13 protein-coding genes are annotated in these 13,922 nt (G+C 61.2%); 5 read left to right on the top strand and 8 right to left on the bottom strand.

What is annotated here, in order from left to right:
* Window positions 1-374: 374 nt before the first annotated feature.
* The 5 genes from LCF60_RS21435 to LCF60_RS21415 form a co-directional block, all read right to left on the bottom strand.
* Window positions 375-1,433 carry a TniQ family protein gene (locus LCF60_RS21435; RefSeq protein WP_292294577.1) on the bottom strand — a complete coding sequence of 353 codons (1,059 nt, stop codon included), beginning with the start codon at window positions 1,431-1,433 and terminating at the stop codon, window positions 375-377.
* Window positions 1,430-2,368, bottom strand: coding sequence for a TniB family NTP-binding protein (locus tag LCF60_RS21430; RefSeq protein ID WP_292294576.1), 939 nt, complete (start codon window positions 2,366-2,368; stop codon window positions 1,430-1,432). Before LCF60_RS21430 ends, LCF60_RS21435 begins: the two co-directional genes overlap by 4 nt.
* On the bottom strand, window positions 2,359-4,005 hold the full coding sequence (locus tag LCF60_RS21425) for a transposase family protein (RefSeq protein WP_292294578.1): 1,647 nt from the start codon (window positions 4,003-4,005) through the stop codon (window positions 2,359-2,361). Before LCF60_RS21425 ends, LCF60_RS21430 begins: the two co-directional genes overlap by 10 nt.
* Before the next feature lie 242 nt (window positions 4,006-4,247).
* On the bottom strand, window positions 4,248-4,541 hold the full coding sequence (locus LCF60_RS21420; protein ID WP_292294575.1) for a CcdB family protein: 294 nt from the start codon (window positions 4,539-4,541) through the stop codon (window positions 4,248-4,250).
* Between the two features lie 12 nt (window positions 4,542-4,553).
* Window positions 4,554-4,775, bottom strand: a complete 222-nt coding sequence (locus LCF60_RS21415) for a type II toxin-antitoxin system CcdA family antitoxin (protein WP_292294574.1) — start codon at window positions 4,773-4,775, stop codon at window positions 4,554-4,556.
* Between the two features lie 22 nt (window positions 4,776-4,797).
* On the opposite strand from LCF60_RS21415, the gene LCF60_RS21410 reads away from it, so the two are divergent.
* The gene (locus tag LCF60_RS21410; RefSeq protein WP_292294573.1) at window positions 4,798-5,847 is read left to right on the top strand and encodes a tyrosine-type recombinase/integrase; all 1,050 of its coding nucleotides are present in this window, start codon (window positions 4,798-4,800) and stop codon (window positions 5,845-5,847) included.
* Window positions 5,848-5,997: 150 nt separating this feature from the next.
* Here LCF60_RS21410 and repC read toward each other — a convergent pair whose 3' ends face one another.
* From repC to repA, 3 genes are all read right to left on the bottom strand, one after another.
* On the bottom strand, window positions 5,998-7,146 hold the full coding sequence (repC, locus tag LCF60_RS21405) for a plasmid replication protein RepC (RefSeq protein ID WP_292294572.1): 1,149 nt from the start codon (window positions 7,144-7,146) through the stop codon (window positions 5,998-6,000).
* A gap of 176 nt (window positions 7,147-7,322) precedes the next feature.
* Window positions 7,323-8,285 (bottom strand): plasmid partitioning protein RepB, encoded by a 963-nt coding sequence (repB, locus tag LCF60_RS21400; protein WP_292294571.1) that lies wholly within the window; start codon window positions 8,283-8,285, stop codon window positions 7,323-7,325.
* Complete coding sequence (repA, locus tag LCF60_RS21395) at window positions 8,285-9,457, bottom strand: plasmid partitioning protein RepA (RefSeq protein WP_292294570.1); 1,173 nt, start codon at window positions 9,455-9,457, stop codon at window positions 8,285-8,287. The genes repB and repA overlap by 1 nt, the downstream gene beginning before the upstream one ends.
* Before the next feature lie 490 nt (window positions 9,458-9,947).
* Between repA and LCF60_RS21390 the strand changes: the two genes are divergently transcribed.
* From LCF60_RS21390 to LCF60_RS21375, 4 genes are all read left to right on the top strand, one after another.
* Window positions 9,948-11,060: an MHYT domain-containing protein gene (locus LCF60_RS21390; protein ID WP_292294569.1), complete on the top strand. Its 1,113-nt coding sequence runs from the start codon at window positions 9,948-9,950 to the stop codon at window positions 11,058-11,060.
* Between the two features lie 135 nt (window positions 11,061-11,195).
* A complete protein-coding gene (locus tag LCF60_RS21385; RefSeq protein ID WP_292294568.1) occupies window positions 11,196-12,050 on the top strand; it encodes a xanthine dehydrogenase family protein subunit M in 855 nt (284 codons plus the stop codon).
* Window positions 12,051-12,062: 12 nt separating this feature from the next.
* On the top strand, window positions 12,063-12,557 hold the full coding sequence (locus LCF60_RS21380) for a (2Fe-2S)-binding protein (RefSeq protein ID WP_292294567.1): 495 nt from the start codon (window positions 12,063-12,065) through the stop codon (window positions 12,555-12,557).
* Window positions 12,554-13,922 (top strand): molybdopterin cofactor-binding domain-containing protein (locus tag LCF60_RS21375; RefSeq protein WP_292294566.1); only part of this gene is annotated, 1,369 nt, incomplete at its 3' end. The genes LCF60_RS21380 and LCF60_RS21375, both read left to right, overlap by 4 nt.

The raw sequence follows: 13,922 nt of genomic DNA, 5'->3' as shown, positions 1-13,922 counted from the left end.
AGGGCGCGGATCGCGGGCGCATAGGCGGGCGGCGTCCGGAACATCCAGACGCTCTCGCAACACCGCTTGGGGCACCTCCTCGCGTCCCATCACAACACGCAGGTGCTCGAGCGCCGCACCCGAAAAAATGCAACCTCTTCAATGGCTTGCGCCCGCGCATGGATGGCCCAGGCGGGTATCCGGGGTAATGTCTCAGACTCGCTGATAGGGGAACACGGGCGAAGGTCATGCCGAAACATCATCCCAAGGCGGCGCTTTCTGGCATAAACCAGCACAAAAACCGCCTCACCCTGCCGATCCGGCTCATGTCCAATAAGTTTGCCTTATCGGACATCATGAGGTATGCTGAAAAGGAGTTTAGTGTCGTTTTAGTTTCATGGGTGGATTCGGCCGAAATCGCCTCTCTCGCCCTCGAAATTTCCATTTAACCGGTGGACGGGCCTCTTGCTCAATCTGTGGATTCGTTCCACTCCAGCATCAATCGTGCGCTTTCCTTTGCCGTTGGGTAGATCTCGCCCATCCGTGAGCCACGGCAAAGGAGCGGCACGCCGGAACAGGACGAGAGCGGCCTCCGGCAGGACCGCGCCAGGCTCCAGATCTGCTCCAAAGAGATCATGCAAGATCACCAGCGTCAGAGCCCGCCAGCTCACTGATAGGTGCTGAAGAGGCGCAGACCGACCGACGGCCGCGCGGGCCTCGTAGGGACAATTCCACCCCGGTTCATCGTACCAGAGCGCGAGGACGGGCCGGGCCGCACCGTCACGATCAAGTGGCGCCCAGAGAGTGCGAATTGCATGCTCGAGACGATCAAAACGGCCTGGGTTACCTCTGACGATCCGGCTGATCTGGCTTTGGAGATCGAGGACGCCTCCGGCGAAATCCGCCTTCAAAGGGTGCTCTGTCTCCCCTCCCCCGCCGGTCAGAATGGCATCGCACTTGCGACAGAAGGGGCGCAGCAGGCCATTCAGCATGCGAAAGGAAAGCCTTAGGCGGCCGAGACAGGCGGGGCAGCGGTCCAGGAGCATGGTCCGGTGCGGCGGGCAAACCACCTGCTCTGCCAATCGCCAATGCCCCCGCAGATAGGCATCTCGACGGCCAGCGACATCCGCATCGAAACAGGCAAGACAGACCGGCACTGTCTCGGTCAGAAACCAATCCTGCGGCCGATCAGGATATCGGGAAGCCAGTGACCTGCGACAAAGCAGTTCCGGATCGACCCTGCAGGCCTTAGCCCAAAGGCTGAGCAACTCCATATCCGGCGCCACATCGTCAAGCTGCCGCGCGCCTGCGTTCCTACCCCCCTGCCCCGCCAGGTACACCACCAGCTCAAGAGCCTCCGACCCGTAGCGCGCGGCAACCCGCGCCATCCAGGACGAGAGCAGTTCGTCCATGAACGGACGCGGCGCGACGGGCAGTCGGGCCGACACCATCATGCCCCGACCCGTTGTTGCACGGGCTTGCCCCGCCGCCGAGCGGTCTGGGTCATCGAGACCAGCGGCAGCACCAGATTGTCGCCAAAACTATCCGCGTCGAGGCGCTCCTTGCCCGACCGAACCGCATCTTCCGCCGCCGTCTCGATCAGGCGGAAGATGCGCGCCGTCACACCGGAGGTCAGCTTGTGAATCCGTTCTCTAACCTCCCCGCTGATCAGATCGGATGCCTCGCGCAAGGGCGGGATGCGTTCGAAACTTTTCAGGAGCCCGGCGAAGGCGGCATCGTTCTGCCAGGGCTTGAGATGGAACGCCTCGAAGCGCTCGGCCAGTTGTGCATCGGTCAGCAGGGCCTGCCGAGCCAGGTCCGTTCCGGCACAAACCAGTGGAATCCGCAGGTCATTGGCCAGAAACCGGATCGCATTGAGAAAAATCCGCTGCTGACGGAAGGTGCCGGCCAGCATTCCGTTCACCTCGTCGAGAATGATCATCTTCGCCCCTACGGTGCGCAGCAACGACCGGCAAATATCCTTCTCGCGGACGAGCGTGCCGCCTGTCATCGCAGGCGCGCCCATGGCGGCCAGAAGTTCGCGGTAAAGATCGCGCTCGATGGGTTCGGATGGCACTTGCGCGACAATCACCGGGCGATGGTCAACGCCGGTGATCTGGCTGAACTTCGGCGGGTGGTCGCGTTCAAACTTGCGGACGATCTTGGTTTTGCCCATGCCTGTATCGCCATAGATCAGCAGGCATGGCATCCGGTCACGCGGTGGATAGGTCAGCAGGTTTTCCAGACGTGCCAGAGCGGCCCCGGACTGATCGAAACCGATCCAGCGGTCGGCCCGGATCCAGGCGATGCGCTCATCATCCGGCAGCGCCGCGAACCGGCGGTAGGCTGGATCGAGATGTGCAAATGCGCTGTCCTCAGTCACGACCATTCCTCGACGTCGAACCCCGGATGGTTCCTGAGCACGTTTTCGTTCTCCTCGGGTCTCGGATCGGCATCCTCGATCTCGCAGGCCCCTACCCCATCAAGCGCTCGGTCCCGTCTCTCGGAAAATCGTCTGGCTTCCCGTGTCCTTATACTGGCGGCATCAACCAGGGCGCGTTGTTCCTCGATCACCGCGAATATGAGGGCTTCATCCTCGAGCGCGCGCCCGCGCTCGCGCAAGATCGCCTGCGCACGGCGATGTTCCGCAAGGGTGATCGACGGATGGCGCAGGTCCGCAAATCGCACAGGATAGCGCTGACCCTCAGGGCTCCGGACAAAGACTGTGGAGAGGTCACGAGGATCGTAGGACACCCGCAATTGCCGGTCCTGCCGACCCGCCCAGAGGCTCAGGACATCGTCCCAATACCGCAGGCCAAAGAGATGGATGCCATCGCGGCGCACCATGCGTTCCGTGCTCGGCAGAAAGTCGATCCGGAACCCCTCCGGATCGTAAGGCCGGCGCAACGGTGCCTCGCGCCGCCCATAGGCCTCGTTCCAGGCCGCAACCGGCGGAATCCCGAGCGCACGGTGCCGTTCAGCATGATAACGGGTGATTTCCAGCGCCAACCAGTGCTCCAGCTCGTCGAGCGTCATCGCCGACTTGCCGACGGAATCGTAGTCACCGCGGTCCTTGATGCTGCTGAAGGTCGATCCCGGCAGCAGGTGAACCGCCCCCATCATTGTGCCGATCAGCCGCTCAATGTGACCGCCGTAATGTGGCGCACCTATCGGCCGGTACTGCAACGAAATCCCGTGCTCCTCGGCGCCCCGCTTCATCGCCTTTGAGCGGAATTCCTGGGCATTGTCGACGTGAATGGTCTCCGGCAATCCCTCTGCTGGCCAGTCCGCGTCGATTCCCAGGCTCTCCAGCCAGTCGAATTTGGGCTGCACCAAGTGCTGAATGGCCAGTGCCACCGACAAGGCTGATGGCGGCTCCAGCGTCAGATAAAACCCTGCCACCATGCGGCTCGCGACGTCGATGGCGAGCGTCAGCCAGGGCCGTTGCAAAGGCTTCCGATGAACCCGGTCCACGACGATGACATCCACCAGCGTGTGGTCGATCTGAACCACCTCATAGGCCCGTTCGACCTGATAGCTGCCTGGCACCGGGTGATGGCGCTGGCGAGAGGCCTTAGCGCCCTCACGCGCCGCGGTGAGTTCCGCCGGATCTATCGCCGCCACACGGTCCCGCAGCGTGGTCCAGCACGGGGGACGCAAACCCCTCTGACTGCACCGCCTGCGCACCTCCTTTTGCAGGGCGTTGATGCTTGGCTTCTGGAGAGACTTGTAGAACTCCTCGATCGCCCCCGAAATCACCGCTTCGACCTCGTCAGGCAGCCGACGGCTGCCGGTCGGTGTCCCTACCTGAGCCGCCATCAAGGAACTGGCAAGCGGACGCGCCTTGTATGCTGAGATCAACTCGTACAGGCGGGAGCGCTTGAGACCAAGATCGCGGCAGGCCTTGAGGAATTCGGCACGGTTCGGTGACGCCTTGCTTGCGAGGCGGCGGATCACAGCTTCCCGCGCGACCGCCTGTTCCCACGCAGCATCATCGACGGCGTTGATGTCTACTCGATCCGCCATGGCCAAACCCGGAGAATTGATGTCTTATGTCCGATAATGAAACTATAATCCGGGAATGAAACAAGAACATGAACACAATGATATCAATACATTAGTGTCCACCAATGGAACAAGAACGACAGTTGAAAAACGCTGCACATCCCGGGTCTGAGGCGTCGGTCGGGCCAGTAAAGATGCCCGGGGCCGGGACGGGCGCGACTTCAATTCGCAAGCCTCGGGAGCTTCAGGTCTCTGATGAGAGATCAGACGCCGTCGCTCAGGATATCCAGCGCCCGCTTCAACGCATCGCGGTGGTCGGCAAGCGAGCCGATCGGGTCGCGCAATTCGGGGCCGGGAACGGCAGCAAGTTCCTGAACCCGGACGATCCATGCTGCGCCCTCCACCTCGACCGGCGGGGTCAGCCCCGGAAACGCGGCATAGCGTTCGGCGTCGCGCAGGGGTGCCACGATCCGGGAAGCTTCGATGCCGATCAGATCGGTTTGCAGGTCCACCACGAGTTGCCCGTCTTTCAGGCGATGAAGATCGAATTGCGCCATTCAGTCTTCGCCTCAGAAGCTTCGGAAGCGCGCGAGTGGCAACCCGTCGTCGGCAACCTCTTTGGCATAGGCGTCGATCGCCGCCTGGTTTTCTTCGCGCCAGACGCGATTGCGCTCGGCCTTGGCCGCTTGGACAATCGCCGCCTCGGCAAGGCGCGACATGTTCAGGCCAAGCGACCGCGCGCTCTGGGCCACCTCGGCATCCAGTGTCAGGTTCACCTTGACGCGTCCCATGTCATCCTCTTGGAGCATACGTATGAAAAAAGAGTATAAGCCGCGCTCATCGCAAGAACAAGACGAGATCGCCCTGCCCTCTCCTGTCGCGGGGTCCGGAACGCTTGATCGGCTGGTGGACACCGCCCGCGGATATGCGCGGGCCTCCATGTCGGACAACACCCTGAAGGCCTATGCAAAGGACTGGTCGCATTTTGCACGCTGGTGCCGGATGAAAGGGGCTGACCCCCTGCCGCCCTCGGCCGAGATGATCGGACTGTACCTTGCCGATTTGGCGTCCGGGGCGCAGGCCTCCCCTGCCCTTTCGGTATCGACCATCGAGCGTCGGCTTTCCGGTCTTGCCTGGAACTACCAGCAACGAGGCTTTACCCTCGATCGCAAGAACCGGCATATCGCAACAGTTCTGGCGGGCATCAAACGCAGGCATGCGCGGCCTCCGGTTCAGAAGGAAGCAATTCTGGCTGAGGACATTCTCGCCATGGTGGCCAGCCTGCCCTTCGACCTTCGCGGATTGCGCGATCGGGCGATCCTGCTTCTGGGCTATGCGGGCGGGCTGCGCCGGTCCGAGATCGTCAGCCTTGATCTTCACAAGGACGACACGCCCGACAGTGGCGGCTGGATCGAAACCTTCGACGACGGCGCCGTGCTCACCCTGAACGCCAAGACCGGCTGGCGCGAGGTCGAGATTGGGCGCGGATCGTCCGAACAGTCCTGCCCCGTGCATGCGCTCGAACAATGGCTGCATTTCGGCAAGATCGACTTTGGCCCGATCTTCGTGGGCACCTCGCGGGATGGCAAGCGTGCGCTGGAGGCGCGGCTGAACGACAAACATGTCGCCCGGCTCATCAAGCGGTGTGTGCTTGACGCGGGCATCCGATCGGACTTGCCCGAGAGAGAGCGCCTCGCGCTTTTTTCCGGCCACAGCCTGCGTGCCGGGCTTGCCTCTTCGGCCGAGGTCGATGAGCGCTATGTCCAGAAGCAGCTCGGGCATGCCTCGGCCGAGATGACCCGCCGGTATCAGCGTCGGCGTGATCGGTTCCGGGTAAACCTGACCAAGGCCGCGGGGCTGTAGCGCCGGGTTTGAGGCCGAGCCATCCAAGCCATGTCGATTGCCAGTCGGACGATCCTCACGCCAAGGTCGCAGAACGGTGGGCAAGGTCATATCCCCGAACAGCACGGCTTTGACGACACTGAAACAATAACTCATTGTTTTTAATGCCAATTACGGATTGTCAGCTGACAATTTGCCAGTTTTACGGCTGAAAAGCAGACTTGTGACTTCAAATCCCCGCCTTGAGGCGCATTGGCTCAATCGCCGCAGATAGGCGCCGGGGTTTTTGATGTCTGACAGCCGTTCATGGATGTACAACACAGCAATGATCGCCGGTATGGGCCCCATCGCGTTCCGGGCTTGCGCAAAGACGGGTCGGTCTATGCCCAGCATTGGGACCAGGCGGCTGGCAATATCGTCGAGGTCTCTCCAGCATCCGACAGGTTCAGGAAAGAAGCATTGGAAGCTTGGGCAGTTTTCGACCACGTCCTGAATCGTTACGCCGCTTTCATCCGATTTCCGTGCCGTCGTTTTCATTGCAATCGTGTCCTGAGGCGCTGGCGTTGGAAGCTGGGGCGCTTCAGAGTCAGAGTTTATTATTTTTTTCCCGTGTATGTGCCGCTCAACCTGCGTGGTGCTGGCGCTCATTTCGAGCGTTTCTTCAGTGTCGGCTTCGCTGTCCAGGCAGGTATCAAGGGCGCTTTCCAGGCGCGCCAGGCACGCGTTGAGGTCAGCTGCGTCGAGCCTGCGACGCAAGGCGCGCCGGATGTCTTCGCACAGGGTTTCGGTTTGGCCGGCGGTGTCGCGGGTGCGCAGTTCATGGCGCAGAGCAATCACGCGCGCCCGCAGCACGTTAACTCGTTCGGCTTCGGCTTGCGCCTCGGCCGCGGCTTCCAGAATGGTCCGGGCCTTGTCGAGCAAGGGCGCAAGGCTGATCCCGAAGGCCAGAGCGATCCCGCCCTGGATGCGCTTCGCATAACGCTTGCAGTTCGGGCTGTCGTGACGGCTGACAATCCCGGCTTCGACAAGGCGTGCAAGATGACGGCGCAGGGTGCTTTCCGGCATGCCGCCAAGACGGTTCGACAGGGTGCGGTTGGCCGGAAAGACGATGGCGCGCGGTCCATCGGGGATGTGCCGCTCTGGCAGGAACGTCAGAAGGGCACGCAGCACGCAAAGCGCGCGATGGGTCAGCCCAAAGCGATCGGCGGCGTCTGTCAGGGCAGACAGAAGTTGCCATTTGTCGGGGCCTGTTGCGGGCATGTCAGCCGTCAGGCAAGCCTCGACCGGCCGCCCGACGGGTGTCTGGAACGCATAGCTCATAAAAATTTCACGAAAGACAACAAAATCCTGCCCCCATGCCGTACATGGAGTTGACAAGATCGGAGCGCGGTTGCTAACTCAAAGGTGCGAAGATTGAGAAGGGCCTTCCGGGATGCTCCTGGGGGGCTTTTCTTTTGTTAGTCGCTGCTCGTGCCTCCTTTTCAGGTTTCAGTGCCTCAGTCTTCCGACCGCTCTTTTTGCCAGCGGTCGTGAAGGTCGGAAATCAGGGTCTCGGCGTGTTCCGCGATCCACGCGTCAAAGCCATCGCGCGCCGGGATATTGAGCGTCACACCACGCCGCGTGCTGCGGATGTCGGCGATTGCCGTTCCATCCGCGCTGCGCAGCGTTCGGGGTTTCGCAGCCGCGCTCTTGTCAGCCGGCCGGCGCTTGTTTGCTGCTAGCGAGAACACCTTGTCGAACCGGGCATCCGAGTCCAGTGTCGCGAACTCTGCACTGTTCGAAAATTCATAGGCGCGGCGCCGTCCCGTGGGATCATCGGTAAAGAGTTTGACCAAGGCGGTCCAGCGGTCGCGCCCGATCCCCGGCGCGGATCCGATCCGGCGGAGGAATTCGAGCGGAAATTCAGTGCCGACCTTGAGAAGGCGGCTGACCATGGGAAGGTCGATCGACAAGGCCGCAGCGATGGTTTGCCGGTCGTAATCCGCCTGCTGAAGCTGGGCGGCAAAACTGGCCTTTTCGATGAAGCTCAGATCCTGCCGCGCGGTGTTTTCCTGGCCTTGCGCCAACACCAGGGCTTCGTCATCCAGATTGCGGACCATTGCCTTGACCGGCTGGCCAAGGTCGCGCAGCGCCGCCAGGCGCCGCCGTCCATAGACGATCTCGTAGCGGCCTGGCTTGTCGGCGTTGGGACGCACCAGCACGGGAACCTGTTGCCCATAGGTCTGGAGGCTCTCCTTGAGCTGCGCCTGCGCGTCGGGGTCGATTGCCAGCCGGTCCTCGATGCCGGCATCGTCGATCAGATGCGCCGCGATGTCCTGGACCGCATTTTCCTGCAACTTGGTCAGGGAGCTTTGCAACGCACCGACGGCACCGCGGGGCGGGGCAGGGTCGGGCGCGCGGCGCCTTGGAGTGTTGCTCGTGTCGGTTGGTCCCGTCGTCAGAATACCCTTGCGTGCCATCAGCGCCCCCATGCGTTTTGCATCAGCAACTCGATCTCATCGTTCACGAGATTCAGTGAATCCACCGCCCGGTCATAGGTGTTGCGGTGAAACTGCGATCGGTCGACCTCGTAGACGGTTTGATGCGTCAATCCGGCATCGGAAATGGCCGTGGATTTCAGCACCGGTGCGACCATCACTTCGTCTCCGAAGAGTTGCCGCAGGAAGGCCACCACCTGTTGCTGCGGACCATCATTGGCCTCGTAGCGGTTGATCAGAAAGCGCAGGAAATCGAATTCCATGCTGGCGCCCGCGTTCGACACGACGTCCAGCAGATCGGCGCTCATTTGCAGGAACTGCGACATCGACGCGATGTCGAGCATGTTCGGAATGACGGTGATCAGAACCCCCGTAGAGGCACAAAGGGCCGACATCGTGAGATACCCCAGCTGTGGCGGGCAATCGAAGATCACCACGTCATAGCGGTCCTCGACCTCTTGCAAGGCGGCGGCCATGCGCGAAAAGAACGGAGGCTGGATGTTGTGGCGCAGGGCCTGTGGCGTTTCGTGTTCGAATTCCTGCAACAAGAGCCCGCCGGGAGCGAGATCGATCCCGGTGAAATACGTTTCCTGGATGACGGCTGACAAGGGCAGGGGGTCTTCGTAGCGAATGGCGTCGTAGACCGTGCCGGAATGGAGGAAATCATACTCGGGCCGATAGCCGAACAGCGTTGTCAGAGACGCTTGCGGGTCGATATCGACACAGAGCACCCGGTATCCCTTGAGCGCCAGCCGTTGCGCCGTGTGCACCGAGGACGTGGTTTTGCCCGAGCCGCCCTTGAAGTTGAGAAAGGACAGAACCTGCAGCTTGTCGCCGGGACGACGACCGCGCAGATAGGCGCCCTTGGTCTTGGCGGTCTGTTCCAATGCTGCACGCACGTACTGGATGTCGGCGGCAGTGTAGTGTCTGCGACCGCCAGGTGTGGTATGCACATCCGGAATCCGGCCGTCGAAATGGAGCTTGCGCAGGAACGAGGTCGATATCTTGAGAAGGTCAGCCACTTCGCCCGCATTGAACCGACGCAGCTCCTTGCGTGCGTCCGGGGCGAACACCTTGAGCATGTGGCTCTCAAGCGCATTGCTCAGGTTTTCGGCGTTCTCACGGATACGCCGATTGATGTGGATTGCGTCCATCTCGTTGCCTCTGCTCAGTAACGCTGTTTTGCGTCAGCGCTTTATTTATCGTTTCTTTTAGGCAAGAGGAGCACGGTTTGGCAAGCTTTCTTATGGGCTCGGAAGATTCAAGGCGGGTCCTGATGTGGCTCCTGACCCTGTTTCTCACGAGGCGATTCATCCAAGCATCTGATTTATATTGATAAAAATATCTTCAAACCTTTGTCTTGCGTTTGGCAGCGTCCGGGCCTGGTTGCGATCTCGAGTGTCGGTTCCACCGCCTTTGGCAATCCGAGAGCCGGGCGGGCGAGTCCCACATGTAGAGATTCGGGGAAGATCAGAGACTAGCAGGCCAGTTAGAGACTGTATCGTCCGACTCGCCGGCCTTTCGGAAGGCGATCCACGGTCCCGATTGCCAAGCTGTCCAACGCAACCCGCATGCCGGTGGCAAAGCCGGTCTGGCACATCAGGACGGCTTGCGAGCTACAGGTCATGGGAATAATAATGTTCCATGCAAGTCCTCGACTTCTCTCATGACCCGCTGCTTGTTCTGGCCTCGCTTCTGGTGGCGATGATGGCGGGCTTCACAGGGTTGTCCTTGTCGCGCGGGCTTTCGACTCGCAGCGTGACCTATCAGAAAATCCTGATCGTCCTCTCCGCCATCTCGCTGGGCGGCGGCATCTGGTCGATGCATTTCGTGGCGATGCTCGGGCTGCAATTGCCGATCCTGTTCTACTACGACGCGGTCGTCACGCTGGCCTCGGCGCTGGTGGCGATCCTGGTTGTCGGAGTCGCCTTGCTGATCCTGCATTTCTGGAAACGGACACGGCAGACGCTGATTCTTGCCGGCGTGATCGTCGGGCTGGGGGTGCTGGCCATGCACTATCTTGGCATGTCGGCGATGCAGCTGTGCAAGGCGGTCTATACACCGCTGGGGATCGCCTTGGCGACACTTGCCTCCTGTGTGCTGTGCGTCGGAGCCTTCGCGGTCGCTTATGGTCGGCGGACGCAACGCAATATCGTCATCGGCACGTTGATCTTCGGGTTCGCCGTGTTCTCGGTTCATTTCGCCGCGATTGCCGGGACGAGCTTTGTCGCCGTCGATACCCAGAACGAGGTCGGGCCTTTGATCAGCAACGAGACGATGGCCATCGGTGTCGTGCTCACGAGCTTTGTGCTGTGCGGGGCTTTCCTGTTGAGCGGGGTCACTTTCCTCGCGCCTCCCAAACCGGATCTGGCGGCTTCGGGGCCCGACGCGTCAGAGGCCGAGGCCAGCGTCACCAAAGTGGCAACCAAGCGGCAAATCCCCTACCAGAAGGAAGGGCAGACGCGGTTTGTCGATCCGTCCCAAGTGGCTGTGATCCGGGCCGAGGGGCATTACACCCATGTCTATACGAAGGACGAGCGGCTTTTTTGCGCCTGGTCGATCACCGAGGCGGAAAAACGTTTGTCACCGGGGCCGTTCATCAAGACGCATCGCAGCTATTTGATCAATCCGGATCATGTCTCCGGGTTCGTGCGACTCAAGGACAACGGCGTGTGTCACTTCGAGACTGCAAATCTTTCAAAGGTTCCCGTGAGTCGATCCCGGCTCAAGCTGGTGCGCGAGACGCTTGGCATCTGAGTTTCGCATTTCGTGAAAACCTTTCGCATTTCGTGCGCAAACACTCTCATTCCAAGGGAATTCTGATGCGGCTGCGTACGGCTGCATACGACCGTTTGCCGACATAAATCTGCGCTCGGTAGGGGAGGACCAGCAATGATACCAGCGGCGTTCGAATATCATCGGCCGACGAACATGGACGATGTTATCGCCATCTTGACCAAACACGGGGATGATGCCCGCGTCATGGCGGGGGGGCACAGCCTCATTCCGATGATGAAGCTTCGGATGGCAGAGGTTCCGCACCTGATCGACCTTCAGGACATTGGCGGCTTGCAGGACATCACCATCGACGGACGACGCGTCACTCTCGGTGCGATGGTCACGCAACACGAGTTGGTCAACCATCAGGCGCTGGCGAATGTGGCACCGATCCTGCGGGAAACGGCGCTTCAGATCGCCGATCCGCAGGTGCGCTACATGGGGACCGTCGGGGGCAATGTTGCCAATGGCGATCCGGGCAACGACATGCCGGGGCTGATGCAGTGCCTTGATGCGCAGATCAATCTTGTCGGCCCGGACGGGGCGCGGTCAGTTGCGGCGCGGGACTATTACGAAGCGGCCTACATGACCACACGCGAAGACGACGAGGTTCTGGTCTCGGTCAGCTTTGACGCGCCCAAGGGGGGTTACGCCTACGAAAAGCAGAAGCGCAAGATCGGCGATTATGCGACCGCCGCAGCGGCTGTCACGATCACCAAGGACGGCGGCACCGTCGCGTCGGCCTCCATCGCCATGACCAACCTGAGCGACGTGCCGGTCTGGTCCGAAACTGCCTGCGATGCGCTGATCGGTACCGACTGCAACGCCGATGCGCTGAAAGCCTCTGTCGAGGCGATGCTGGGCGACATTGATCCGACCGAAGACAACCGGGGGCCGGTGGCCTTCAAGCGCCACGTGGCCGGCGTGATCCTGAAACGCGCGATCACCCGCGCCTGGGACCGCGCATAGGGGACAGATGACATGACACAGAAAATGCACATCAAACTGACCGTCAACGGCGAGGACAAGGAATTCCTGGCCGAACCGCGCGAATTGCTGATCTACGCGCTGCGCGAGAACCTCAACATCACAGGGCCGCATGTGGGCTGCGAAACCTCGCATTGCGGGGCCTGCACCGTGACGCTGAACGGCAAGTCGGTGAAATCCTGCACCATGTTCGTCGCTCAGGCGAACGGGGCCGAGATCACCACGATCGAAGGTCTGGGCACGCCGGACAGCCTGCACGTGCTGCAAGAGGCGTTCAAGGAACATCACGGCCTTCAGTGCGGCTTTTGCACGCCGGGCATGATCACGCGCGCCAGCAAGCTGCTCGAGGAAAACCCGACCCCGACCGAGGAAGAGGTGCGCTTTGGCATGGCGGGCAATATCTGCCGCTGCACCGGCTACCAGAACATCGTCAAATCCATCCTCGCTGCGGCGAATGAATTGAACGCTTCCAAGGAGGCCGCGCAATGAACGACATGACACCAGACCGCGAAGCCCGGTCCGCCAACCTCAAGGGTCTTGGCTGCTCGCGCAAGCGCGTCGAGGATGCGCGCTTTACCCAGGGCAAGGGCAATTATGTTGATGACATCAAGCTGCCGGGGATGCTGCATGGGGATTTCGTGCGCTCGCCCTACGCCCATGCCCGCGTCGTGTCGATCAACAAGGACGCGGCACTGGCGCTGCCAGGTGTGGTCGCCGTTCTGACCGCCGAGGATCTGGCCCCGCTGAACCTGCACTGGATGCCGACGCTTGCGGGCGACAAGCAGATGGTGCTGGCCGATGGCAAGGTGCTGTTCCAGGGGCAGGAGGTTGCCTTTGTCGTCGCGAAGGATCGCTATGTCGCCGCCGACGCGGTGGAACTGGTCGAGGTCGAATACGAGGAACTGCCGGTCATCGTCGATCCGTTCGAGGCGCTGAAATCCGACGTGGTCCTGCGCGAGGATCTGGCGGGCCAGACCCATGGCGCACACGGGCCGCGCAAGCATCACAACCACATCTTCACATGGGAACAGGGCGACGAGTCCACCACCAATCAGGTGCTTGAAAACGCCGACGTGGTGGCCGAAGAGACCATGTATTACCACCGCACCCATCCGTGCCCGCTGGAAACCTGCGGGTCGGTGGCGTCGATGGACAAGGTCAACGGCAAGCTGACGCTTTGGGGCACGTTCCAGGCGCCGCATGTGGTGCGCACGGTCGCCTCGCTGTTGTCGGGGATCGAAGAGCACAACATCCGCGTCGTGTCGCCCGATATCGGCGGTGGCTTCGGCAACAAGGTGGGTGTCTATCCGGGCTATGTCTGTTCCATCGTCGCCTCCATCGTCACCGGTGTGCCGGTGAAATGGGTCGAGGACCGGATGGAAAACCTGATGTCCACCGCCTTTGCCCGCGACTACTGGATGACCGGCAAGATCGCCGCCACCAAGGAGGGCAAGATCACCGGCCTGCATTGCCATGTGACGGCAGATCACGGCGGCTTCGACGCCTGCGCCGACCCGACCAAGTTTCCGGCGGGCTTCATGAACATCTGCACCGGGTCTTATGACATCCCCGTCGCGTATCTCGCGGTCGATGGCGTCTATACCAACAAGGCACCCGGTGGCGTGTCCTATCGCTGTTCGTTCCGCGTGACCGAGGCGGTCTATTTCATCGAACGGATGATCGAGGTTCTGGCGATCGAGCTCAACATGGATGCGGCGGAACTGCGCCGGATCAACTTCATCAAGAAAGAGCAGTTCCCGTACCAGTCGGCTTTGGGCTGGGAATATGACAGCGGCGATTATCACGCCGCGTGGGACAAGGCGCTGAAGGCCGTTGATTACGAAGGTCTGCGCC

Source organism: Marivita sp. (assembly GCF_020055635.1).
Lineage (GTDB): Bacteria > Pseudomonadota > Alphaproteobacteria > Rhodobacterales > Rhodobacteraceae > Marivita.
This window is presented reverse-complemented; position numbering and strand designations above follow the sequence as displayed.

Excerpts from the sequence above, each read along its gene's own strand:
- LCF60_RS21435 (WP_292294577.1), bottom strand. The coding sequence starts at position 1,433 with ATGATGGTGTCGGCCCGACTGCCCGTCGCGCCGCGTCCGTTCATGGAC.
- LCF60_RS21430 (WP_292294576.1), bottom strand. The coding sequence starts at position 2,368 with ATGGTCGTGACTGAGGACAGCGCATTTGCACATCTCGATCCAGCCTAC.
- LCF60_RS21425 (WP_292294578.1), bottom strand. The coding sequence starts at position 4,005 with ATGGCGGATCGAGTAGACATCAACGCCGTCGATGATGCTGCGTGGGAA.
- LCF60_RS21420 (WP_292294575.1), bottom strand. The coding sequence starts at position 4,541 with ATGGCGCAATTCGATCTTCATCGCCTGAAAGACGGGCAACTCGTGGTG.
- LCF60_RS21415 (WP_292294574.1), bottom strand. The coding sequence starts at position 4,775 with ATGGGACGCGTCAAGGTGAACCTGACACTGGATGCCGAGGTGGCCCAG.
- LCF60_RS21410 (WP_292294573.1), top strand. The coding sequence starts at position 4,798 with ATGAAAAAAGAGTATAAGCCGCGCTCATCGCAAGAACAAGACGAGATC.
- repC (WP_292294572.1), bottom strand. The coding sequence starts at position 7,146 with ATGAGCTATGCGTTCCAGACACCCGTCGGGCGGCCGGTCGAGGCTTGC.
- repB (WP_292294571.1), bottom strand. The coding sequence starts at position 8,285 with ATGGCACGCAAGGGTATTCTGACGACGGGACCAACCGACACGAGCAAC.
- repA (WP_292294570.1), bottom strand. The coding sequence starts at position 9,457 with ATGGACGCAATCCACATCAATCGGCGTATCCGTGAGAACGCCGAAAAC.
- LCF60_RS21390 (WP_292294569.1), top strand. The coding sequence starts at position 9,948 with ATGCAAGTCCTCGACTTCTCTCATGACCCGCTGCTTGTTCTGGCCTCG.
- LCF60_RS21385 (WP_292294568.1), top strand. The coding sequence starts at position 11,196 with ATGATACCAGCGGCGTTCGAATATCATCGGCCGACGAACATGGACGAT.
- LCF60_RS21380 (WP_292294567.1), top strand. The coding sequence starts at position 12,063 with ATGACACAGAAAATGCACATCAAACTGACCGTCAACGGCGAGGACAAG.